The organism is Gordonia sputi NBRC 100414 (assembly GCF_000248055.1).
Classification (GTDB): Bacteria; Actinomycetota; Actinomycetes; order Mycobacteriales; family Mycobacteriaceae; genus Gordonia; species Gordonia sputi.
In genome coordinates, this window is the sequence record NZ_BAFC01000112.1 from 1 (window position 1) to 22,807 (window position 22,807).

General features: G+C 64.4%; 23 protein-coding genes, 2 tRNA genes and 1 pseudogene. 9 read left to right on the forward strand and 17 right to left on the reverse strand.

The annotated features are described in order from the left end of the window. The 6 genes from GOSPT_RS17310 to GOSPT_RS17335 form a co-directional block, all read right to left on the reverse strand. On the reverse strand, nucleotides 1-283 hold a 283-nt coding region (locus tag GOSPT_RS17310; RefSeq protein WP_005207741.1), incomplete at its 3' end, for a ClpX C4-type zinc finger protein. 12 nt (nucleotides 284-295) lie between these two features. After that, complete coding sequence (locus GOSPT_RS17315; protein ID WP_141630923.1) at nucleotides 296-475, reverse strand: hypothetical protein; 180 nt, start codon at nucleotides 473-475, stop codon at nucleotides 296-298. A gap of 181 nt (nucleotides 476-656) precedes the next feature. Next, the gene (locus tag GOSPT_RS17320; RefSeq protein WP_005207743.1) at nucleotides 657-1,346 is read right to left on the reverse strand and encodes an ATP-dependent Clp protease proteolytic subunit; all 690 of its coding nucleotides are present in this window, start codon (nucleotides 1,344-1,346) and stop codon (nucleotides 657-659) included. Between the two features lie 60 nt (nucleotides 1,347-1,406). Then, the gene (locus GOSPT_RS17325; protein ID WP_005207744.1) at nucleotides 1,407-2,012 is read right to left on the reverse strand and encodes an ATP-dependent Clp protease proteolytic subunit; all 606 of its coding nucleotides are present in this window, start codon (nucleotides 2,010-2,012) and stop codon (nucleotides 1,407-1,409) included. Between the two features lie 269 nt (nucleotides 2,013-2,281). After that, a complete protein-coding gene (gene tig, locus GOSPT_RS17330) occupies nucleotides 2,282-3,679 on the reverse strand; it encodes a trigger factor (RefSeq protein ID WP_005207745.1) in 1,398 nt (465 codons plus the stop codon). A gap of 42 nt (nucleotides 3,680-3,721) precedes the next feature. Beyond that, nucleotides 3,722-3,795 (reverse strand) — tRNA-Pro (locus GOSPT_RS17335). Between the two features lie 270 nt (nucleotides 3,796-4,065). Between GOSPT_RS17335 and GOSPT_RS17340 the strand changes: the two genes are divergently transcribed. The 3 genes from GOSPT_RS17340 to GOSPT_RS17345 all read left to right on the forward strand — a co-directional run bounded on the left by GOSPT_RS17340 (nucleotide 4,066) and on the right by GOSPT_RS17345 (nucleotide 5,453). Next, nucleotides 4,066-4,136: transfer RNA gene (locus tag GOSPT_RS17340), tRNA-Gly, on the forward strand. A gap of 163 nt (nucleotides 4,137-4,299) precedes the next feature. Beyond that, nucleotides 4,300-4,497, forward strand: a complete 198-nt coding sequence (locus GOSPT_RS23290) for a hypothetical protein (protein ID WP_082965435.1) — start codon at nucleotides 4,300-4,302, stop codon at nucleotides 4,495-4,497. A 248-nt stretch (nucleotides 4,498-4,745) separates the two neighbouring features. Then, nucleotides 4,746-5,453, forward strand: coding sequence for a L,D-transpeptidase (locus GOSPT_RS17345; RefSeq protein WP_005207746.1), 708 nt, complete (start codon nucleotides 4,746-4,748; stop codon nucleotides 5,451-5,453). Between the two features lie 99 nt (nucleotides 5,454-5,552). Here GOSPT_RS17345 and sthA read toward each other — a convergent pair whose 3' ends face one another. Continuing rightward, complete coding sequence (gene sthA / locus GOSPT_RS17350) at nucleotides 5,553-7,013, reverse strand: Si-specific NAD(P)(+) transhydrogenase (protein ID WP_005207747.1); 1,461 nt, start codon at nucleotides 7,011-7,013, stop codon at nucleotides 5,553-5,555. A gap of 52 nt (nucleotides 7,014-7,065) precedes the next feature. Beyond that, nucleotides 7,066-8,043, reverse strand: coding sequence for a PE-PPE domain-containing protein (locus tag GOSPT_RS17355; RefSeq protein WP_005207748.1), 978 nt, complete (start codon nucleotides 8,041-8,043; stop codon nucleotides 7,066-7,068). A gap of 224 nt (nucleotides 8,044-8,267) precedes the next feature. Here GOSPT_RS17355 and GOSPT_RS23940 point away from each other — a divergent pair, with 224 nt between their 5' ends. Further along, entirely contained in the window at nucleotides 8,268-8,411 is a 144-nt protein-coding gene (locus GOSPT_RS23940) for a hypothetical protein (protein WP_168431298.1), read from the forward strand. A 103-nt stretch (nucleotides 8,412-8,514) separates the two neighbouring features. Here the strand turns inward: GOSPT_RS23940 and GOSPT_RS17360 are convergent, their stop codons facing one another. Continuing rightward, nucleotides 8,515-9,318, reverse strand: coding sequence for an Fpg/Nei family DNA glycosylase (locus tag GOSPT_RS17360; RefSeq protein ID WP_005207749.1), 804 nt, complete (start codon nucleotides 9,316-9,318; stop codon nucleotides 8,515-8,517). An 80-nt stretch (nucleotides 9,319-9,398) separates the two neighbouring features. After that, nucleotides 9,399-9,872, reverse strand: a complete 474-nt coding sequence (locus GOSPT_RS17365) for a ribose-5-phosphate isomerase (protein ID WP_005207750.1) — start codon at nucleotides 9,870-9,872, stop codon at nucleotides 9,399-9,401. On the opposite strand from GOSPT_RS17365, the gene GOSPT_RS17370 reads away from it, so the two are divergent. After that, nucleotides 9,846-10,901 carry a M48 family metallopeptidase gene (locus GOSPT_RS17370; protein ID WP_005207751.1) on the forward strand — a complete coding sequence of 352 codons (1,056 nt, stop codon included), beginning with the start codon at nucleotides 9,846-9,848 and terminating at the stop codon, nucleotides 10,899-10,901. The genes GOSPT_RS17365 and GOSPT_RS17370 overlap by 27 nt on opposite strands. 1 nt (nucleotide 10,902) lies before the next feature. Here the strand turns inward: GOSPT_RS17370 and GOSPT_RS17375 are convergent, their stop codons facing one another. Next, nucleotides 10,903-11,511: a mycothiol-dependent nitroreductase Rv2466c family protein gene (locus tag GOSPT_RS17375; RefSeq protein ID WP_039856530.1), complete on the reverse strand. Its 609-nt coding sequence runs from the start codon at nucleotides 11,509-11,511 to the stop codon at nucleotides 10,903-10,905. Nucleotides 11,512-11,665: 154 nt separating this feature from the next. Between GOSPT_RS17375 and pepN the strand changes: the two genes are divergently transcribed. Then, complete coding sequence (gene pepN / locus GOSPT_RS17380) at nucleotides 11,666-14,239, forward strand: aminopeptidase N (protein WP_005207753.1); 2,574 nt, start codon at nucleotides 11,666-11,668, stop codon at nucleotides 14,237-14,239. 21 nt (nucleotides 14,240-14,260) lie between these two features. Here the strand turns inward: pepN and GOSPT_RS17385 are convergent, their stop codons facing one another. Both GOSPT_RS17385 and GOSPT_RS17390 read right to left on the reverse strand, forming a co-directional pair. Further along, a complete protein-coding gene (locus GOSPT_RS17385; RefSeq protein ID WP_039856545.1) occupies nucleotides 14,261-14,953 on the reverse strand; it encodes a response regulator in 693 nt (230 codons plus the stop codon). 5 nt (nucleotides 14,954-14,958) lie between these two features. Next, nucleotides 14,959-16,514: pseudogene (locus GOSPT_RS17390) on the reverse strand (sensor histidine kinase). Nucleotides 16,515-16,703: 189 nt separating this feature from the next. Here GOSPT_RS17390 and GOSPT_RS17395 point away from each other — a divergent pair. Further along, on the forward strand, nucleotides 16,704-18,170 hold the full coding sequence (locus GOSPT_RS17395) for a cation:dicarboxylate symporter family transporter (protein WP_039856546.1): 1,467 nt from the start codon (nucleotides 16,704-16,706) through the stop codon (nucleotides 18,168-18,170). Between the two features lie 104 nt (nucleotides 18,171-18,274). On the opposite strand, the gene GOSPT_RS17400 is transcribed toward GOSPT_RS17395, so the two are convergent. Together GOSPT_RS17400 and ctaJ are read right to left on the reverse strand one after the other, a co-directional pair. Beyond that, nucleotides 18,275-18,775 (reverse strand): DUF5130 family protein, encoded by a 501-nt coding sequence (locus GOSPT_RS17400; RefSeq protein WP_005207759.1) that lies wholly within the window; start codon nucleotides 18,773-18,775, stop codon nucleotides 18,275-18,277. After that, nucleotides 18,762-19,010 (reverse strand): aa3-type cytochrome oxidase subunit CtaJ, encoded by a 249-nt coding sequence (gene ctaJ, locus GOSPT_RS17405; RefSeq protein ID WP_005207760.1) that lies wholly within the window; start codon nucleotides 19,008-19,010, stop codon nucleotides 18,762-18,764. Before ctaJ ends, GOSPT_RS17400 begins: the two co-directional genes overlap by 14 nt. A 206-nt stretch (nucleotides 19,011-19,216) precedes the next feature. Between ctaJ and GOSPT_RS17410 the strand changes: the two genes are divergently transcribed. Together GOSPT_RS17410 and GOSPT_RS17415 are read left to right on the forward strand one after the other, a co-directional pair. Beyond that, on the forward strand, nucleotides 19,217-19,657 hold the full coding sequence (locus GOSPT_RS17410) for a globin (RefSeq protein WP_049697035.1): 441 nt from the start codon (nucleotides 19,217-19,219) through the stop codon (nucleotides 19,655-19,657). Between the two features lie 82 nt (nucleotides 19,658-19,739). Next, nucleotides 19,740-21,590, forward strand: coding sequence for a glycoside hydrolase family 13 protein (locus GOSPT_RS17415; protein ID WP_039856532.1), 1,851 nt, complete (start codon nucleotides 19,740-19,742; stop codon nucleotides 21,588-21,590). 7 nt (nucleotides 21,591-21,597) lie between these two features. Here the strand turns inward: GOSPT_RS17415 and GOSPT_RS17420 are convergent, their stop codons facing one another. After that, complete coding sequence (locus GOSPT_RS17420) at nucleotides 21,598-22,299, reverse strand: DUF8010 domain-containing protein (protein WP_005207763.1); 702 nt, start codon at nucleotides 22,297-22,299, stop codon at nucleotides 21,598-21,600. Further along, a complete protein-coding gene (locus GOSPT_RS17425) occupies nucleotides 22,296-22,757 on the reverse strand; it encodes an acyl-CoA thioesterase (RefSeq protein WP_005207764.1) in 462 nt (153 codons plus the stop codon). Before GOSPT_RS17425 ends, GOSPT_RS17420 begins: the two co-directional genes overlap by 4 nt. Nucleotides 22,758-22,807 lie beyond the last annotated feature (50 nt).

Genomic DNA, 22,807 nt, shown 5'->3' on the forward strand with positions numbered 1-22,807 from the left:
GCTTGTAGTGGTTGTACACAGCAACCGCGAGCGTGCGCTTGGCCGTGTCCTGACCGATGACGTAATTCTCGAGGAAGTCGCGGATCTCTGCCGGCTTGGGCAGTTCGTCGAGCTTCACGTCGCCGTTCTCGGCGAGTTCTTCCTCGATGATCTCGTTGCACAGGTCGATGCACTCGTCGCAGATGTACACGCCGGGTCCAGCAATGAGCTTCTTGACCTGCTTCTGGCTCTTTCCACAGAACGAGCACTTCAGCAGATCGCCACCGTCTCCGATTCGTGCCATCTCGCGCCGTACCTACTTCCCTTGCTTGCCGTGCTGCCGTGTCGTCGTGTGGATCGTGTCGGTCTGAATCGTGTCGGTCTGATCGTCGTCGTCTGGATCGTCGTCGTCTGGATCGTCGTCGTCTGGATCGTGTCGCGTTGAACTCGTACCGTCGTCGCAGACCTCGTACCGGGGCAGTCGGATGCGGACCATCGCCTGGCAGGATCGTCCGATATCACGACGGTACCCGCGTGTCGACATAACTTCGACCGATAAGAGCAAATGTCGCGATCGAAATCCGACCGACCCCCGACAACCTCCCGCCCCCGCGGTGCGGCACTCAAGCATGCACCCTGTGCCGCACCGTCGTCGGGGAACCCCGAGGGGTGTGTCGCTACTTCTTCATCGACTTCTTGCGGTACTCGAACACCTCGTCCACGATCCCGTATTCCTTCGCCTGGTCGGCGGTGAGGATGTTGTCACGGTCGGTGTCCTTGCGGATCTTCTCCTTGGACTGGCCGGTGTGACCCGCGAGGATCTCGTCGAGCCGGTTGCGGATGCGCTCGATCTCGGCGGCCTGGATCTCGAGATCCGACACCTGACCCTGGAACGCTCCACCCGTACGCGGCTGGTGGATCAGAATGGTCGCGTTCGGCAACGCCGCACGCTTTCCGGGGCTACCGCCCGCGAGCAGGATCGCTGCAGCCGACGCCGCCTCTCCGAGGCAGACGGTCACGATGTCGCAGTGGACATACTGCATCGTGTCGTAGATCGCGAGCATGTCGGGCACGCTGCCGCCCGGCGAGTTGATGTACATGGTGATGTCGCGGTCGGGGTCCTGCGATTCGAGAACCAGCAACTGCGCCATGACGTCGTTGGCGACCGTCTGGTCGATCGGCGTTCCGACGAACACGATGCGCTCTTCGAACAGCTTCGCGTATGGGTCGTACTGACGCTGACCGTTGGGGGTGTGCTCGATGAACTGCGGGAGGATGTAACGCATTTCGATGTTCTTCAGCGCGAGGGCCGAAGCGGGAATCCCTGCGGCGACGTCGGCCGGCAGCGAGTCGTACATGTTGGTCATGGTCTGCTCCGTGAAGTGTGAGGTGACGGGTGAACTCGACTGTGGTTGATCGCTGAAGATCTACGACGCCTGGCTGGCGCGCGAGATCACGTGGTCGACGAGGCCGTAGTCCCTGGCCGCCTCTGCGGTGAACCACTTGTCGCGATCGGCGTCAGCCTCGATCTGCTCCACCTTCTGACCGGTGTGCTCGGCGTTCAGCTCGTTCATCTGTTTCTTGATCGTCGCGAACTGCTCGGCCTGAATCGCGATATCGGCAGCGGTACCACCGATACCCGCGGACGGCTGGTGCATCATGATGCGTGCGTGGGGCAGTGCGTAGCGCTTGCCCTTGGCGCCTGCGGTGAGTAGGAACTGACCCATCGACGCCGCGAGGCCCATCGCGTAGGTGGCGATGTCGCACTCGGCGAGTTCCATCGTGTCGAAGATCGCCATACCCGCGGTCACCGAGCCGCCGGGCGAGTTGATGTACATGTGGATGTCTCGCGTGGGGTCCTCGGCGGCGAGCAACAGGATCTGCGCGCACAGCCGGTTGGCGATGTCGTCGTCAACCTGGGTGCCCAGGAAGATGATTCGCTCTCGCAGCAGCCGCTCGAACACCGAGTCGCTCAGGTTCAGCCCAGCGACCCCTGAACTCATCGAGGGTGTGTAAATGGTCGGCTTGCTCACGGTTCCCACCTTGTCTGTCGTTTGTGGTCTGTCTCGTCCGCGCCCCGGCTGACCCGGGGCCCGTGTGCTTGTTGATCTCGAGTTGATGATGACCGGGCGCGACCTGTCGACGGCATGCCCTGTCGATCTCGCTTACTCGGGATCGTCCTCACCGACAGTAGTCAATCGAAGGGGCCCGACACCGCCCTTGACGCCCCTATTCGCTGAGAGCAGAACAGCCGGACCCGGGCATGGCCCAGTATCCGGCTGTCACGTCCTGCGTCTAAAAGTCAGGCGTCGGAGTCTTTCTTGTCCGTGCCCGACTCGTCAGTGGTCGAATCGTCCGCATCGGCTTCGGCGTCGTCGGCGCCACCACCGAAGAACTCCGTGGTGTCGACGGTGTTGCCGTCGGAGTCGGTCACGGTGACCTCGTCGACGATGCCTGCGAGCGCCTTGCCGCGGCGAACGTCGGCGTACACCGCGCCGACCTGATTGGCCTGGGTGAGCTGCTGGATGAACTCCTGCGGAGCCATCCCGTAACGCTGCGCCTGGAAAAGGATCTGCTGGGTCAGCTCGTCCTGGCTGACCTCGGTCTCCTGCTGCTCGGCGATGGCGTCGAGAAGCAACTGCGTGCGGACCGACTTCTCGGCCGACTCTCGAGCGTTGTTCTCGAACTCCTCACGCGTGGTGCCCTGCGCCTCGAGCAACTGCTCGAAGACCGCGTCGTCGTGGCCGATGCTGTGCAGCACCTGCTCGAGCTGTCCGTCGACCTCGGCCTGCACGACGTTCTCCGGCAACGGGATCTCGACGGTGTCGAGGAGCTTGTCGAGTACGGCGTCGCGAACAGCATTGGCCTGATCGAATCGCTTCGACTGCTCGACGCGCTCGACGATCGACTCGCGCAGCTCGTCAACGGTGTCGAACTCGGACGCCATCTGGGCGAACTCGTCGTCGAGTTCGGGCAGCTCGCGCTCCTTGACCGAGTTCACCGTAACGGTGATCTCGGCGTCGGCTCCGGCATGCTCGCCGGCAACGAGCTTCGTGGTGAAGGTCGTCGACTCGCCGGCCTTCAGACCGACGAGAGCCTCGTCGAGTCCGTCGATCAACTGACCCGAGCCGACCTCGTGCGACAGCCCTTCGGTCGACGCGTCCTCGACGTTCTCGCCGTCGACGGTCGCCGACAGGTCGATCGAGACGTGGTCGCCGTTCTCGACGGCGCGCTCGACGCCCTTGAGCGTGCCGAATCGGCCGCGCAGCCCCTCGAGCTGCTCGTTCACCGCGTCCTCGTCGTCGGCGACGGCGTCGACCTCGACCGCAAGCGTCGAATAGTCGGGAAGCTCGATCTCCGGCCGGACGTCGACCTCAGCGGTGAAGCTGATGCTCTCGCCGTACTTGAGCTCGGACAGGTCGATCTCGGGCTGGCCGATCGCCTTGGTCTCGGTCTCGGCAACCGCTTCTGAGTACTTGCCCGGAAGGGCGTCGTTGACGACCTGCGCGAGGATCGAGTCGCGACCGACCCGAGCCTCGATCAACTTCGCCGGCGCCTTGCCCGGACGGAAGCCCGGGATACGGATCTGCTGTGCCAGCGAGCGGTATGCCCGGTCGAAGTCGCCCGAGAGTTCCTCGAACGGTACTTCGACATTGAGCTTCACTCGGGTCGGGCTGAGTTGCTCGACGGTGCTCTTCACGCCTCAATGCTCCTTATGTGTACGTGCGTACGTCCTGATCTGTCGGGATGACAGGATTCGAACCTGCGACCCTCCGCTCCCAAAGCGGATGCGCTACCAAGCTGCGCCACATCCCGGTGGCCTCGGTACACCTCACCGCGGCCCCGATGACCCGTGTTGAGAGCCATCGGTTCCCTGACGAGCAGGGCCAACAGAAGATAGTACGTGGCCCCTGTTGAGTAACCGAATCCGGTCCTCGACGACGTATGTGTGCCGAGCCGCGGACATGTGAATTCGGAGCCACTCGGCCCCTGGGAACCCTTACGTGACACCCGGTCGTCCAGGCGATTTCGATTCCGAACCACTCATTGGGTACAGTCACATGCGCTGCCGCTCGGCGACAGCACGCGGGTGTAGCTCAATGGTAGAGCCCTAGTCTTCCAAACTAGCTACGCGGGTTCGATTCCCGTCACCCGCTCCGATGAGGTCAGAGGGCTTTTCCCTCTGACCTTTTCTTTTCCATCTTCTTTTCCATCAACGTTCGGGTTCGCAACTCCCGTCGAGCATCGACAACCCAGCACCGACACACTCGTCCACACAGCGAATGTGATCCACGCCACATTCGGGTGTAACCTTGCTCTATGTCCTCCAGCTACTCCAAGACTCCGCGCAGGTGCTCTACCTGCGGCGCACCGCTGTTCGTCCGCCGCGACGTGACGACGTCGGAGAGCGGCACTCCACGCGTCGACGCCATGCTCGTCTGCCGCAACGAGGGATGCTCACAACCTGCGCTTCACCTCAAGACCGAACACCCGGATAACCAGAGCCAGCCGGCGTAATGCCCGGCGCCGCAGCCTCTTCGAGACCTTCGGGTTGCCGATCCGGATGAAATGTGACCGGTGTCACAAAAGACGATGGTCTATCCGCCGACCTCCCCTTTTACGTTCGCGAAGCACCGATGTGACACCACAATGGGGCGTCGTACGCGTTTGCCTTTGAAGGGAAGACAACGGTTGTGTAACGATGGTCGCGGCGCCTCGGGGGGGTGCGCCCGTACTGTCCCGAGAGCGAAGGTTTGCGAACTCCCGTGCTGAACACAACGTCGTCCCATCGTCGCCGTAAGAGCGTCGTCCGTGGGCTCATCGCAGCTGTCATCGGCGTCTTCGCCGTTGCACTTGCCGCGCCGGGCATCGCCCAGGCCACGCCAGTCACCGTCGTGCCGGGGCTGCCGCCTGTCGAGGTCCCCGACAACATCCCGGGACTGCCGACTCCGCCCAAGCAGACAACTCCTGCGCCGGCTCCCAAGACCACCACGCCTCCTCCTACCACCACGCAGGAGACCCCCGGCGTTCCCGCGATTCCCAACGTCAAGACCTCGACCGGGTGGATCGCGCTGGCAACCGACGGCGATCACACCATCTACTGGTGGAAGGACGGCAAGTTCGTCAAGAAGATGCCGATCTCCATGGGATCCAACGCGCATCCGACTCCGAACGGCGTCTACCACACCCGTGAGAAGTACCAGCACATCGTGATGGACTCCTCGACCTACGGCGTTCCGGTCGACTCACCCGAGGGCTACCGCACCGACGTCGACTGGGCGACCCGCATGTCGGGCGACGGCATCTTCATCCACGCCGCACCCTGGTCGGTCGCACAGCAGGGCAACAGCAACGTCAGCCACGGTTGCATCAACATCAGCACCGAGAACGGCAAGTGGGTCTACGACACCATCCCGCAGGGCACCCCGATCGTGGTCCGCGGCACTGTCGGTGGCCAGTACGACGGCAACTGATCTGCCCATCTGACTTACTCAAGACACGAGAGAGGCTCCCGGTCCACGACCGGGAGCCTCTCTCGTCTGGTCTCGAGCCTGTTTCGTGTCGTCTGGAGTTCAGACGAGGGTTCCCGCGTCGACCGTCCCGACGTCGAGGTCCATCCGATTACCCTCGGCTCGCACCTGCGCAATGGCCCGCATCTTGTTCGACGCGTCGAGCGCGGCCACCTTGTAACCCTCGGCCAGGGTCGGATAGTTGAAGACGGCGTCGACGAGGTAGTCGATCTTTCCGCCGAGGCCCATCACCGTCTGGCCGATGTGGACGAGTTCGGCCGCATTGCTACCGAACGCGTGCACGCCGAGAAGCGTCCGTTCCTCGGCGTGCACGAGCAACTTGAGGAGCCCGTAGGAGTCGCCCATGATGGCGCCTCGGGCGAGTTCGCGATACCGCGCGACGCCGACCTCGAACGGCACATTCGCAGCGGTCAGTTGATCCTCGGTCTGACCGACGTAGCTGATCTCCGGGATGGCGTAGATGCCAATGGGCTGCAGGTTGTCGTCCGTGGCACCGACGGGCTCGTCGAAAGCGTGATACGTCGCGCGCCTCCCCTGCTCCATCGACGTCGCGGCCAGGGCCGGGAACCCGATGATGTCGCCGACGGCGTAGATGTGGTCGACCTCGGTACGGAAGTCGGAGTCGACGGTGAGCCTGCCGCGTTTGTCCGCGGTCAGGCCCGCCGCCTCGACCCGCAACTCGTCGGAGACACCTTGGCGCCCGGCGGAGTAGAGCACGGTGTCGGCGGGAATCTTCTTGCCGGACGCGAGAATCGTCAGCGTCCCCGACGGATGGGTCTCGACGGTTTGTACCTGCTCACCGAATCGAAATGTCACGCCCCGCTCGCGCAGTTGGTACTGCAGCGCTTCGACGATCTCGCGGTCGCAGAAGTCGAGCATCGTGGGCCGTTGCTCGATCACGGTGACCTTGGTGCCCAGGGCCGCGAACATCGACGCGTACTCGATGCCGATGACACCCGCTCCGACGACGACCATCGATCGCGGAACCCGATCGAGTGCCAGGATCTGGTCGGAGTCGACCACGGTGGTGCCGTCGAAGTCCACCGAGGGAGGGCGCGCGGGCCGCGTACCGACGGCGATGACGAACTTGTCGGCGCTCACGTGTTTGAGATCGCCGGTGGCGTCCTCGACCGCTATTTCGTGAGGACTCGTGAAGTACGCACTGCCGAGCAGCATGGTCACACCATTGCGAGCGAGCTGGCTCTGAATGACATCGATTTCTTTCCCAACAACGTGCATGGTGCGCGCCGAAAGATCCGTGACCGTTATATCCGATTTCAATCGATACGATTCGCCGTACATTTCGCGTTGGTTGAGGCCGGTCAAATACAGGACCGCCTCGCGAAGCGTCTTTGATGGAATCGTGCCGGTGTTGATGCAGACGCCGCCAACCATGTTGCGCCGCTCCACAATTGCTGCCCGCTTACCGAGCTTCGCCGCGGCGATGGCCGCTTTCTGCCCGGCCGGTCCAGAACCGATGACAACGATGTCGAAATGATCCACGGGGTCCGTCTTTCGCTCGTTTGACGCCTGACGACCCGTCGCGGGTCTGTGATCAGTGTCGCTCAGCGACCGGGTTCGCACGACTCGAGGCGCAGACCGGGGCAAAGGTTGCACCGACCTGCAACCACCGGGCCAACTCCTGGCAGCCCGTCGTCTCCGGATCTGTGACGAGGCGCCGATACGGCTCCCGGCTGTACGCGGTGTGCCTGCCACCGTCGCGGTTGGTGATCACAAGGCTGTGCCACACGATGAGAGCTGGGAGGTATCGACGCACCGCGTGCCATGCGGCCCGAACGCGGCGAACGTCCCGGCTCCACTGGGTAGGTCGAAGTGACGTACGCGCGGCATTCTGAAAAGCGTTGTCCCGCAGGATCGCGAGCATGTCGAGAATCCATCGGACCGGTCGATGGAACTCGAGCGTTGGCGTCAGATCGGCGATGTCGCGGATCAGCGAATCGGGTTCTGCGTTGCAGATCATGTCGGTAGGTGCGCCGACCCACCACGCGGGAATCTGATCCGGCAACCGCGGCCCCTCCCCCGCGACGCCCCATCCGGAACAACCGGTGACCACGCCGGGCGGTTGGTGCGGATCGGCGACGAAACCAAGCCCCAGAACACGATTCAGTGCCGGATCACCGTCGAGTTGCAGTTCGTGCACACAGCGTCGGACGACGACGGCGCCCTGCGAATAGCCGACGATCATCACGACTCCGCTGGTCTGCTCCAGCTGGTGACGCAGCGCCAGGACACCCTCGGCCACACTGTCTGCGTAACTCATGCCGTCTCGACCGTTCGCAGGCCCGTAGCTTGCCGGGTAGCCCACCCACCGGGGCATGAAACGGGCGTCGAGATCATCGGTGACGGCGGCGAGCATCCCGGTAACCGCTGTTCGCGAATCCCCTTGGTACGACTCACCGGTTCCCCCGACCGCGAGGACCGTGATGCGATCGCCCGTGGACGCCGGGGCCGCTGCGTCATACCCGGTCAGATCACGTGCGTCTGCCGCCTGCGTGGGATCTGTGCACTCCATGTGTTCCATCGTCGGCGTCGCCGATGAGAACAGCGCCCAACGACACTGAACTTTCTCTGTGAGACCGCAGGTCAGAGTCGTGCAGATCACGTCAGATCAGGTTGATTTACACAGAATTAACGCGAACACTGGATAGGGCAGTCCGTGAAGCGACCATCTCGACGGTCGAACAACCGACTGCACCACCGAACAAGACGCCCGATACGAAGAAAGCAGCAATTCCGATGTCTTTCGCACGATTCCGTGCACAGCTCCACAATTCCTCTGACCGTCGCAGGCTCTACGACCGGATCAACCGGGTAGCCGCCGATTCGCAGCGCGACGAACTGTTGATCATGGCGCAGCGCGCCGAGCAGCGCACTCACTGAGTCACACATCCTGAGCCCGTAGTCACTGACTGCGGGTTCTGTCTTGTCCTCCGGCTCTTCTGCCCGACATCCGTTGTGCCTCGAGTCACTGCCGACCAGCCGGTCACGACTGGCAGACCGGACACCAGAACAGGTTTCGACCTCCCAGTTCGCTGTGCGCGATCGGCGTTCCGCAGATCCTGCACTTCTCTCCCGCGCGCCGGTACACGTAGGTGCGCGGGCGGTTGGTGGCGTACGACGGGGCGCCGTGATCGTCCTCGGGACGTATCACGTGGATTCGCCCGCGGCGGACCCCGACCTTCATCAGCGCCACCAAGTCGCTCCAGAGGGCATCGAACTCATCCGCGGTGATCGACGTACCCGGCCTCATCGGGTCGATTCCGTTGCGGAACAACACTTCTGCGCGATACACGTTGCCCACTCCCGCAATGACCTTTTGATCCATCAGGAGCGCGCCGATCGGTCGACGCGACCGCGCGATGGCCGCGAACGCCCGCGACGGGTCGGCGTCGGACCGTAGCGGGTCGGGGCCGAGCCGCGCGACTAGTGCGTCGAGGTCTGCGGGCGTGTACAGCTCGCACGCGGTGGGGCCACGGAGGTCGACGCCGGTCGACTCTCCGACGAGCCGCATCCGCACCTGCCCGACCGGCTCACCCATCGGGACAGGCAACTCGGTGAACGCGCCGTAGAGCCCGAGGTGGACGTGCAGTAGTTGGTCACGTCGACCATCGCGGTAGCGCTGCACGAGGTGCTTGCCCCACGCTTGAGCGTCGGCGAAGACCATTCCGTCGACGACACCGGCTCCCTCGGCGAACCGACCCTGTGGCGAACTGACCGCGACGCGCTGACCGTCGAACAGTTTTCGTTGACGCCGCGCGATGCGGTGAAGGGTATGGCCTTCAGGCACGGCGCCCTCCGCTAACTGTCAACGCCGTATGCCGGTCATCACTCCGACCGGTCATCGGTGTCAGCGAGGGTTCTCGACGATCAGGACTCGGGCAGCGCCGGCGCGACGCCGGTCTCCTCGTATTCGCTGAGGATGTCGATTCGACGCCGATGACGCGGCTCCTCGGAGAACGGGGTGTCGACGAAGGCGTCGACGATCGCCAACGCCTCCTCGGTGGTGTGCATGCGGCCACCGATACCGATGAGCTGGGCGTTGTTGTGCTGGCGGGCGAGTTGGGCGATCTCGACGTTCCAGGCGAGCGCACACCGCGCACCCTTGACCTTGTTCGCGGCGATCTGCTCGCCATTGCCGCTGCCTCCGAGCACGATGCCGAGGCTGCCCGGATCGTCGACGGTCTTCTGGGCGGTGGCGATGCAGAATGCGGGGTAGTCGTCCTGCGCGTCGTACACATGAGCGCCGGAATCGATCACTTCGTGCCCGTTTGCCTTGAGGTGTTCAGAGATCTTGGCCTTGAGTTCGAATCCGGCATGGTCGCCACCGACGTATACGCGCATAGCGACCACTATAGATTGAAGGCCGTGGACGACTCATCGCCTATTCCGAATGTGCCAGGACTTGCTGATCCGGCGCCGACGACATCCCACTATGACCCCAACCGACGGTGGCTGACGCCTGCGAAGTACGCGGCAAAGCCGCGACTGCATCCGTGGGAGATCCCGACGCTCGTCGTGCTGATCCTGCTGTCGCTGATCGGCTACGTGACCGTCGTGGTGCTGGTGATGTTCGGTGTGTTCAATCAGTTCGCGCTGCTGGCACTCGCGCTGCCATTGCTGCTGTTCCTCATTCGAGGCATCACGTATGCCACTCCCCGCGCCAATGGCGTTCAGATGACGCCGACGCAGTTCGTCGAGGGATACCGGATGGTCGTCGAAGCGGCGGCCCGCTACGGACTCGAGTACGTGCCCGACGCCTACGTCGTACTCGGCAACGGGCAGATCAACGCGTTCGCGTCGGGCCACGGTTTTCGACGCTACGTCGTCGTCTACTCCGATCTCTTCGAGATCGGCGGCAGGGCTCGAGATCCCGAGGCGCTGCGATTCATCATCGGCCACGAGGTCGGTCATATCGCCGCGGGGCACACGTCGTACTGGCGACAACTCGCGACGAGCATCGGCATGCAGATCCCCATACTCGGCTCGCTGCTGTCGAGGGCCCAGGAGTACTCGGCCGACAACTTCGGCTACTACACGCAGCCCGACGGTGCACCGCGGGCAATGGGCGTGCTCTCGGCGGGCAAGTACATGCTGCGCGCCGTCGACTTCGACCAATTGGCCGACAGGGCAACACACGAGAAGGGTTTCTTCATCTTCCTCGTAAATCTGCTTGCGTCGCACCCTGTTCTCACGTGGCGCGCGGCAGCGCTGCGTGATCGCACGCGCGCGGGCGCGATCCTGTTCCGCCCGAAGACCATCGTGCGAGGCGTCGGAAGCGGCAACGCGGTCCCCGTCACGCCACCGCCGCACCCCGCCGCCGTGGCTGCGGGGTCGCTGCCGAACGGACTCGAGGCTCCACCCAAGTTCTAGGTCAGTCGAACTGCGGATCCTCGTCGCGGCTGCGCTTGAGCTCGAAGAAGTGCGGATACGACGCGAGTGCGACGGCGCCATCCCAGACGGTGCCCGCGGTCTCACCGCGCGGAATCCGGGACAGAACAGGGCCGAAGAACGCGACCCCGTTGACGTGGATGGTCGGCGTCCCGACGTCGTCGCCGACCTTGTCCATGCCCTCGTGGTGGCTGGTGCGAATCCAGTCGTCGTACTCGGTGGAGTCCGCCGCCTTCGCGAGCTTGGGATCGAGGCCCAGTTCATCGAGCGTCTCGGCGATCACGACGTCGAAATCCTTGTTGCCCTGGTTGTGGATTCGGGTGCCCATGGCCGTGTAGATCGGCGCCAGGACGTCGTCGCCCTTCGCCGCAACTGCCGCAGCTATCACGCGCACGGGGCGCCAGGCGTTCTTGAGCGCTTCGCGGTAGTCGTCGGGGATGTCGCGGCCCTCGTTGAGGACGGCGAGACTCATCAGGTGGAAGTTCACGTCGACGTCGCGCACCTTCTCCACCTCGAGAATCCACCGCGAGGTGATCCAGCACCACGGACACAGCGGGTCGAACCAGAAATCAATACGATCCTTTTGCGACATCTGCACACATTCCCTTCGACATGGCCAACGCGTATCGGTCGTTCACACCCAACAGCTCGTTGAAGAACCATCAGGTCTTTGCACCAGCAGCACTTTCAACCAACGACCATCCGCAACGATTCCACGCCGACGTTACGCGGCTAAGCTGGCGATTGTGACTGCCCCGAATCTGACCCGAGACCAGGCGCGAGAACGTGCCACCACCATCGACGTATCCCACTACGACGTAGAACTCGACCTCACCGACGGCAGCGGCAAGCCCGGAGAGAAGACTTTCCGCTCGACGAGCACCGTCACCTTCACCGCGACACCCGGCTCGCAGACCTTCATCGACCTCGTCGCGCCGACGCTCATCTCGGCCACGCTCAACGGAAAAGAACTCGACGTCAGCGGCTTCGACGAATCGGTGGGACTCACGCTCCCCGATCTCGCCGCAGACAACGAGCTCGTCGTCGTCGCCGACTGCGCCTACTCCCACACCGGTGAGGGGCTGCACCGTTTCGTCGATCCCACAGACGATTCCGTCTATCTCTACTCGCAGTTCGAGACCGCCGACGCCAAGCGGATGTTCGCCTGCTTCGACCAGCCCGACCTCAAGGCGACCTACACGATCACCGTGACCGCGCCCGAGGACTGGAAGGTCATCTCGAACGCGCTGACCGAGTCGATCGACGGCGGAGTGCACCGCTTCGCCGAAACACCGGTCATGAGCACCTACCTCGTCGCGTTGATCGCGGGGCCGTACGCGGAGTGGACAGACACCTACACCGACGACCACGGTTCGATCCCGCTGGGGATCTACTGCAGGGCCTCCCTCGCGGAGTTCATGGACGAGGAGCGTCTCTTCACCGAGACCAAGCAGGGATTCTCCTTCTACCACAAGAACTTCGGCATCCCCTACGCCTTCGGCAAGTACGACCAGCTCTTCGTGCCCGAGTTCAACGCAGGCGCAATGGAGAACGCGGGCGCAGTCACGTTCCTCGAGGATTACGTCTTCCGGTCGCGCGTGACCAACTACAACTACGAGCGGCGCGCCGAGACCGTCCTGCACGAGATGGCACACATGTGGTTCGGCGACCTGGTCACCATGAAGTGGTGGGATGATCTGTGGCTCAATGAATCCTTCGCCACGTTCGCATCTGTGCTGTGCCAGTCGGAGGCAACCGAGTACACCAGCGCGTGGACGACGTTCGCCAACGTCGAGAAGTCGTGGGCCTATCGCCAGGATCAGTTGCCCTCGACGCATCCCGTTGCCGCCGACATCCCCGACATCGCCGCCGTCGAGGTCAACTTCGACGGCATCACCTATGCCAAGGGCGCATCCGTGCTCAAGCAGTTGGTCGCCTATGTGGGAGTCGACGACTTCCTCGCGGGTCTGCGCGACTACTTCACCGCGCACAAGTTCGGCAATGCGACGTTCTCGGATCTGCTTGCCGCGCTGGAGAAGTCGTCGGGTCGCGATCTCTCCGACTGGGGTAGCCAGTGGCTCAAGACCACCGGCATCAACGTCATCCGCCCCGACTTCGAGGTCGACGACTCGGGCGCGTTCACCCGCTTCGCCATCATTCAGGACGGCGCAGCTCCCGGCGCGGGCGAGACACGCGTGCACCGTATGCGCGTCGGCATCTACGACGACAACGCATCCGGAGCTCTCGAACGCGTCCAGAGCGTCGAACTCGACGTCGAGGGCTCGGTCACCGAGGTCGCCGATCTCGTCGGCGTCCCGCGCGGAAAACTGATCCTGCTCAACGACGACGACCTCACGTACGCGTCGGTGCGCCTCGACCCCGAATCGCTCGAGACCGCCACCGCACGCATCGGCGACATCACCGACTCGATGCCACGCACGCTGGTGTGGTCGGCCGCCTGGGAGATGACCCGCCAGGCCGAGATGAAGGCGCGCGATTTCGTCGCCCTCGTCGAGCACGGCATCGCCGCCGAGACCGAAATCGGTGTGGTGCAGCGTGTTCTGCTGCAGGCGACCACCGCGATCGAGTCGTACGCCGACCCGGGATGGGCCACGACCGTCGGCTGGCCGGGTTTCAGCTCCCGACTCCTCGAACTCGCCCGGGCGGCAGAGTCGGGTTCCGACCATCAGCTCGCATTCATCAACACCCTACTCGCGGGACGACTGTTCGACGAGCAGATCGCCGTGGTGCGGGCACTCCTCGACGGCGACGACCCCGCCGACCACGGTCTGGCGGGCCTGACGATCGACACCGACCTGCGGTGGAAGCTGGTGCTCGCGCTGGCGACCGCGGGAGCCATCGACAGCGACCCCTCGAATACACCCGTCATCGACGCCGAGGCCAAGCGCGACAACACCTCTGCGGGTACCCGGCAGGCCGCCACCGCGCGTGCCGCGCGTCCGCTTGCCGAGGCGAAGGCCGACGCGTGGTCGCAGGCGATCGACGACGACACGCTCTCGAACATCTACACGCGAGCGGTCGTGGCAGGTTTCGATCGTCCGGGTCAGGCGGAGTTGTTGTCGCAGTACGTCGACAAGTACTTCGCCGCGGTTCCGGAGGTGTGGAGCCGTCGATCGAGCGAGGTGGCGCAGACCGTCGTGAACGGCCTGTATCCGTCGTGGGAGATCACACCCGAGGCGCTGGCGAAGGCCGACGAGTTCCTCGCCAACGATCACCCGGCCGCACTCAAGCGGCTGATCATCGAGGGTCGCGCCGGTGTCGAGCGCTCGCTTCGCGCACGAGGTTTCGACGCCGAGTGACAGTTCATACCGAGTGACCGATCACCTCGTCCAGGTGTAGCGAATCTGGGGGCGGCCCGCCCCGCCGTACTCGGTGACCCTGCGCACCGTGCCGGCGTCGGCGAGCCGCTCCAGATACCGCCACGCGGTGACTCGCGAACTGCCCACTTGCGCAGCGACTTCCGATGCGGTCAGGCCGTCGGGCGCATCGCGGACCGCCCTGCCGACAGCGTCGGTGGTGTCGGGCGCCATGCCCTTGGGTGCGCCGCGCCGAGGATCGGCGGTGCGCAACGCGGCAAGCGCACGGTCAACGTCTCGCTGGCTGACCGCGTCGCCGTCGCCCGCGACAGTGTCGCGGTAGCGCAGGTAGTGCTCGATCTTCTCGGCGAAAGCCGCGTACGAGAACGGTTTGAGCAGATAGAGCAGCGCGCCGTGCGCCACTGCTCGTCGGACTGTGGGCAGGTCGCGTGCCGCCGTGATGGCGATGATGTCGGGATCGGGCCGCAGCCCGGACAGCGCTGACGCGAGGTCGATTCCGCTCGCGTCGGGCAGTCCGAGATCGAGCAGCACGAGTTCGACAGGCGCACCCGCCGCCACGGCCGCGGCCGCCGCACGGTGCGCGTCCTGCGCGGTGCCCGCCGTCGCGACCACTTCGAATCCGCCGATCCGGGCGAGGTAGTCGCGATGCGCTTGTACGAGCAGCGGCTCGTCGTCGACGATCATCACGCGTATCACCACGACTATTCTCCGCTCGGGATCTCGACAGTGACTACCGAACCGTACGTGTGCTCGGATCGCACGGTGCCGCGATGTCGGTTGACGATGTAGCTCACCAGGGCAAGGCCAAGCCCTCTGCCCTGTGCATCGCCGCCGGGTTTCGTCGAATATCCTCTACTGCAAGCCCTTTGGAACTCGTCGTCGGTCATCCCCGGACCGCTGTCGGCAACGACGATCTGTAGTGATCCGTCGGTCGAGGCCACGGTGACCTCCACCCACGGGTCATGTGGATCGCAGGCATCCAACGCATTGTCGATCAGGTTTCCGACGATGGTGATCATCTCGTCGGTGGTCAGCGGGGAGGCATCGACCGAGTCGAGAGCCGACTCCTCCGTCAACGTCATGGAGATTCCTCGTTCTGCTGCCTGTGCCGACTTCCCGAGCAGCAGCGCGCTGAGGGTGGGATCGCTGATCGTGTCCGAGACGCGATCGACCAACCGTTGCGACAGAGCAAGATCCGCGGTCGCCAGGTCGGCGGCGCGTTCCGCGTGGCCGGTTTCGATGAGCGCGACCATGGTGTGCAGCCGATTGGCCGACTCATGCGCCTGCGACCGAGTGCCTCGGCGAAACGCGAGAGCGAATCCAATTCGCCTATGGCAGCCGATAATTCGGTTCGATCTCGGATCGTGACGACGGTCGATCCGGGCCGCGTCGACACCGGAGCTCGATTGACCACCAGCACCCGGCCCTGATCGACATACAGCACGTCGGTGAGAGGTTCTGTGCCGAGCAGGAATTCGGGCATGTCGTCGAGTTCACCGACGTCGCCGCCACTCTCGCCGGCCAACAACCGACGTGCCTCGTCATTGCACAGCGCGATCTCGCCGTCGTCGATCACCACAAGCCCCTCCTTGACCGAATGGAGCACCGCGTCGTGATGGTCGTACATGACGCGTAGTTCTCCCGGGGCCAGACCACCGGTGAGCCGCAACAGCCGCCGTCGGATGAGCCAGAGTCCGCCGAGAGCGGCGACGATGGCCACCAGCCCGATCGACGCGATCAACGGCAGTTGGTCCAGCCACTCGTCGGTGAGCGTGGACTGCGTGATCCCGACGGCAACCATCCCGACGATCACGCCCTGGTCGTTGCGCACAGGCGCGATCGAACGAATCGACGGCCCCAGCGTCCCGGTGTAGGTCTCGGTGTAGACCTCGCCCCGCAGCGCCTGGCTGGTCGAACCCAGATACCGCTGCCCGATGAGCGCAGGCCTTGTATGGGTGTAGCGCACACCGTTGGTGTTCATGATGGTGATGAACGAGAGGCCGGTGACCTAACGGATCTCCTCGGTGACCGGCTGCAGGCTCGCGGTCGGGTCGGGAGAAGCCAGCGCGCGGGCCGTCGAAGGGGCATCAGCGATGCTCACCGCTACGGAGGTGACCTGCTCACGCGCGGCACGCACTCCGTCGAGCCGGGCATCGAGCAGGGCGAGTGCCGCCGCAGCCACCACGATCACCACGACGACGGCCAGCTGCAACGCCACAGCCTGACCGGCGAGTGTCCGGGGACGCCACCGCAGCATGTCCGCACCATCCCTTCCGCGACCGCCCCTATGGCGACCGCCCCCTACGTCAATCGCCATCGAGTTCACCACGGTGATCGCCTGAACGAAATGAACTCAATGGTGACCCACATCACGGTTCTGACCAACAATCTTCCACAGCGGGTGCGCTTCGAAGACGTCGACCTGCATCACAGGAAGGACAGCACGATGAATCTGAGACGACGACACCCAGACGGCGCGTTGGCGACCGACGAGATCGCGACAACGCCGCCCAAGAAGCGTGACAAGACGCATTGGCTGTACGTGGCGGTCATCATTGCCGTTGTCGGAGGTGTGGCGGTCGGCCTCATCGCTCCCGGTGTCGGCAAAGACCTCGGGGTACTCGGCACCATGTTCGTCAGCCTCATCAAAATGATGATCGCGCCGGTCATCTTCTGCACCATCGTGCTGGGCATCGGTTCGGTCCGAAAGGCCGCGACCGTCGGCAAGGTCGGCGGACTCGCCTTCGTCTACTTCCTCGTGATGTCGACCATCGCACTCGCGATAGGACTCGTCGTCGGAAATCTGATCAAGCCCGGCGACGGCCTCAACATCACGGCGACCGCGGACAAGGGTTCGGCATTGGCCGAGAAGGCCCACGAATCCGGCGGACTGATGGCGTTCGTCGAGGGGATCATCCCCGATTCGCTCCTCTCTGCGCTCACCTCGGGCAACGTCTTGCAGGCGCTGTTCGTCGCGCTTCTCGTCGGCTTCGCCCTGCAGGCCATGGGTTCGAGCGGGGAGCCGATCCTCGCCGCCGTCGCCTACATCCAGAAGCTCGTGTTCAAGATCCTCAGCATGATCCTGTGGCTCGCCCCGATCGGCGCGTTCGGCGCGATCGCCAACGTCGTCGGGCAGACCGGCTGGGCCGCGGTCGGGCAGCTGTTGATCCTGATGATCGCCTTCTACCTGACGTGCCTGGTGTTCGTGTTCGGCGTCCTCGGCGTGATCCTGCGGTCGGTCGCAGGCGTGTCCATCTTCCGACTCGTCCGCTACCTGGCCCGCGAGTACCTGCTGATCTTCGCCACCTCGTCCTCCGAGTCGGCGCTACCCCGCCTGATCGCCAAGATGGAACACCTCGGCGTCGAGAAGTCAACGGTCGGCGTCGTCGTTCCGACCGGCTACTCGTTCAACCTCGACGGCACAGCGATCTACCTGACGATGGCGTCGATCTTCATCGCAGATGCAATGGGTGCACCGCTGTCGATCGGAGCGCAGATCAGCCTGCTGGTCTTCATGATCATCGCGTCGAAGGGCGCCGCAGGCGTCAGCGGCGCCGGGCTGGCAACTCTGGCCGGCGGCCTGCAGGCCCACCAGCCGGCCATGCTGAACGGAGTCGGACTGATCGTGGGCATCGACCGCTTCATGTCCGAGGCTCGCGCCGTCACCAACTTCTCGGGCAACGCGGTCGCGACAATCCTCGTCGGATCGTGGACGGGGACCATCGACAAGAATCGGGTCGACGACGTCCTCTCCGGCCGGGCACCGTTCGACGAGAACGACATGGTCGACGACCATCTGGGAAGCTCCCCCACACGACCCGATGCGAAGAATGAAGACTCGACCACCGCCGCGCCGGCTGAGAAGGTGTCGACAGAGAAGGCACCGGTCACCAGAGACCTGGTCGCACAGTAGGCACCGACACAGCAGCGACAACACAAGAGAATGGCCCGGGAGTTGCTCCCGGGCCATTCTCTTTGGTTCTTGTCCAGCTGCCGAAGTTCTTCGGTGTCGCAGCTTCAGATGGGTGCTGCTGCCGTCGCCATCACGTGCAGCGCGGAGACGAGTCCGTCGATGAGCTCGTTCTGACGGAAGCTGCCGATGGCGGCGGTCACGCCAAGATCGGCGACGCGATCATTGATGCGGTCGGCAACCTCGCTGCCCGACACCACCACGACGTCATGCGTGTTGGGCGACACCGCGAGCAGTGTGCCGTATGCGGGCTCGGGAGCTGCCTTGAGCAGCACGTTGCGCGCATCGGCGACCGGATCGGTTCCGAGTTCTCCGATGTAGACGGAGAAGCGGACCAGCGCCTTTTCGGTCGCGGCGTGGATCGCGTCGTCGAGTGCGATCAGTTCGTCGCGGGAGAAGGGAGGGGTCGTCGCGGTCTGACCGGGAAAGCGGGTGGACGAGACGCGCCCGCTGTTCGTGATGACCGTGCCGACGGGCAGCGCGGAGGCCGCGACGACCTCATGCGATGCTTCGGAACCTGTCGTCTGCGAAATCTCACCACTTGGCACTGGCCGAGCCTCCATCCACATCATTCGGTTCCGCGTGACGCGGCAACGCAATCGATTCGATCTCCGTTGCGGAGAAGAGCAGCGGTCCGCGGTCCCACTTCTGGTCGAGCGTGTATTCCTGCTGCTTGGGATACTTGACGCCATTCGAGAATGCCATCGAGACCACGCACGCCAGGGCGAAGATAACCACCAGGACCGTGACAGGCACTCCGATATAGGCGATCCAGTTGTCCATGAGACCCTTCCGATCGGTAAACCCTCTTGCCGCACGGCCGGTGAGCGCGCGATGACACGTTCACGCCGCACAGGTCGTGTGATCAATTTAGCCCACACCACAGCCGTTCGGGCACCGACCCCTACGGTCTGTCGTAGACGCGTCCGGAGCGCTGTCGCGGGCGCCTTCTCGCGGCAATGTTGAGACCACAGCGCACGGTGGGGACAATAGGTCGGGTGAGCGGCAACATCCCTGCCGGCGGCCAGCCGGCGAACACCCAGGTCCATCGTTCGTTCTACGACGAGGTCGGTGGCCACGAGACCTTCGAGAAGCTGACCAGCGTCTTCTATCGAGAGGTCGCCGCCGACGAGATCCTCCGGCCGATGTACCCCGAAGAAGACCTCGGACCTGCCGAGCGTCGACTCCGCATGTTCCTCGAGCAGTACTGGGGAGGCCCGCGAACCTACTCCGAGGAACGAGGCCACCCCCGACTGCGCATGCGCCATCAGCCGTTCACCATCGGCCCGATCGAGCGCGACGCCTGGCTGCGCTGCATGCACACCGCCATCGCATCGATCGACGACGACACCCTCGACCCGCCCCACCGCCAGGCGCTCGTCGACTACATGGAGATGGCCGCACAGTCGATGGTCAATTCACCCTTCTGATCTGGTCAGCGTCAATCCGACAGATCGGACACGACGCGCCGATGTCACCTGGTCTTCTACGGGAAAACACAGGTAGGGCAGAATTGTCGCGGTGAGCGACGAGACACCCGACGACCTCAACGACGACGCACTCGGCGCCGACGACCAGGACGTCATCGAGGCTGACGGCGTCATTGAGACCGACAGGGTCCTTGAGGCAGAAGGAGTCGCAGCGGTAGCGACCCAGCTCGACCCTGCCGACGACACCTGGTGGCGTTCGGCGATCTTCTACCAGATCTATCCGCGGTCGTTCTCCGATCTCGACGGCGACGGCGTCGGCGACCTCGCCGGTGTCATCGACAAGCTCGGCTACCTCGAACTGCTCGGCATCGACGCGCTGTGGTTGAGCCCGATCATGCGCTCCCCCATGGCCGACCACGGTTACGACGTCTCGGACCCGCGCGATATCGATCCGCTCTTCGGCGATCTGGCGACGTTCGACGAACTGATCGTCGAGGCGCACGACCGCGAGATCCGCGTGACCATGGACCTCGTCCCCAACCACACCAGCGACCAGCACCAATGGTTCATCGACGCACTGGCGGCCGGACCGGGCAGTCCCGAACGTGCGCGGTACATCTTCCGTGACGGGCGGGGCGAGAACGGCGACGAGCCGCCGAACAACTGGGTCAGCATCTTCGGCGGACCCGCGTGGGACCGTGTCACCGAGCCCGACGGCACGCCCGGGCAGTGGTACCTCCACATCTTCGCGCGCGAGCAGCCCGACTTGAACTGGGAGAACCCCGAGGTCTTCGACGACCTCGAGAAGACACTGCGCTTCTGGCTCGACCGCGGGGTCGACGGCTTCCGCATCGACGTCGCACACGGCATGGCCAAACCCGCCGACCTTCCCGACATGGACGTCGAGGCCGCGGGACTCCTGGTCAACCGAGACGACGACCCGAGGTTCAACAACTACGCGGTCCACGACATCCACCGAAAGATCCGCGCGGTCATCGACGACTACCCCGGCGCTGCGAACGTCGGCGAGATCTGGGTCGACGACAACGAGCGATTCGCGGAGTACCTGCGCCCGGACGAACTGCATCTGGGTTTCAACTTCAGACTCGCCAAGGCACCTTTCGACGCAGCCGCCATCCGAGATGCGATCGAGAACTCCCTCGACGCCGTGCACAGCGTCGGCGGAACACCGACCTGGACGCTGTCGAATCACGACGTCGACCGAGAGGTGACCCGCTACGGTCTGGCCGGTGCGATCCCCGACAGCGAGACTGCCGACGGCGAAACACCGGACAGCGACACTTCTGACAGCGAGACACCAGAAGCCGAGACACCCGAAGCCGAGACACCGGAAGCCGAGCCGGCGCCCCATGCCGACATCGAGCTGGGCACTGCGCGGGCACGGGCGATGGCGCTCGTCGAATTCGCGCTTCCCGGTTCGATATTCATCTACAACGGCGCAGAACTCGGCCTCCCCAACGCCGACCTGCCCGACGACGCGCTGCAGGACCCGGTCTGGGAACGCTCCGAACACACCGAACGCGGGCGGGACGCATCACGGGTACCGCTGCCGTGGGAGGGCTCCGAGCCGCCGTTCGGTTTCTCGACGAATCCGCAGACGTGGCTTCCGATTCCAGAGTCGTGGGCGGAGTTCACCGTCGAAGCCGAGCTCGAGGACATGAACTCGACGCTGTCGCTGTACCGCACGGCCATCGAATTGCGTTATGAGCGTGAAGAATTCGCAGGCGATGACATCGAGTGGTACGGCGCCCCGACGGGGTGCCTGGCATTCCGACGCTCCGAGGGACACCTGGTGTGCGCGCTGAACACCACCAGCGAACCGGTCGGGCTACCGCCGGGAGAACTGATCCTCACGAGCGCACCCCTCGTCGACGGCATGCTGGCACCCAACGCCGCCGCATGGCTCGTCTGAGAACAGCTCAGACAACCGTGACATCGAGGTCGCGGTGCCTGCGCTGGTACACCGAACCGTAGCGCGCGTCGATCCGAATCCACGCTGCCGAAATGCGCACGCGCACAGGTTCGGTGGCGCCGATGGCGTCGATCGGTGATGTCTCGGTGACCTCGTGGCCGTCGGCGTCGCGCACGAAACCCATTGCGGTGAGCGCGAACAACGAGCGCAGCGAGACCGTGGCATTCAGTGCCCCGTCGGCCGACGAGACGTCGAGTACGCCTTGATCAAGCAGGCCCGTCGCAGGCCCGAAGTTGCTGCCCTCTTCGCGTGCGAGGCGTGCTCCCTCGCGCGTCAACTCGACAACGGTCCGCGCTGGGACGTCGTCGAGATGCCGGTAGCCGCTGCGCAGCGGTAGCGCACCACGCCACGCGGAGTCGAGTGACATCCCCGGCTCCACCGGCACACCCGCCGTACCGTCGCTCAACCGGCCCTGCAGTGTGTCCGCGTCGACGACGATGTCCGACGGCGCAGCACTGCCGAAGATCGACCGGGTGACCAGGACGTCGAACCCGGTATGTGCCCAGAACGCGAGTAGCCCGTCAGACCGTTGCACCACTCTGATCACCGCGGCCTCGTCGAGTCGCATGGCGCGCGTCAGGAAGGCCAGTGCGTCCCTGCGGTCGTCGGGGCCGGCAGCGACGACGAACCGCTCGGGTAACGCGGTCACGCGCTGTCGTCCGAGGTGCGGCGAAAACTCTCCAGGTACTCACGCTCGTCCGGGGTCAGTCGCCGCAGCCGCTGTGCGTCGACGTCGAATGCGACGAGTTGGGTGGTCGCGGTGACGGCGGGTTTGTCGGTCGGCGACGCGGCATCTGGACGCACCTCGTATCCGACGACGAAGTCGACGGCGCGCACCTTCTCGACGAACATGGTCACGACGATCGGCCCCTCGTCGTGGCGCACCTGTTGGCGATACTTGACGTGCAGGTCCGCGACGACACAGCCGCGACGCAGGTCGGCTGTGGGTCGCCCGTCGTAGAAGAGCCAGGGAATCCGAGCCTCTTCGATGAGTGTCACCATGCGCGCGTGGTTGATGTGCGCGAACACATCCATGTCCGACCAGCGGACGGGAACCTTGACCACGTAACCGGCGTCGGTCCTGACTCCCTCGTCCTCGTAGAGCACGACTGTCCTTTCGTTCGCGACACCTCCCCGTGAGAGGGCCGATCGTCGTC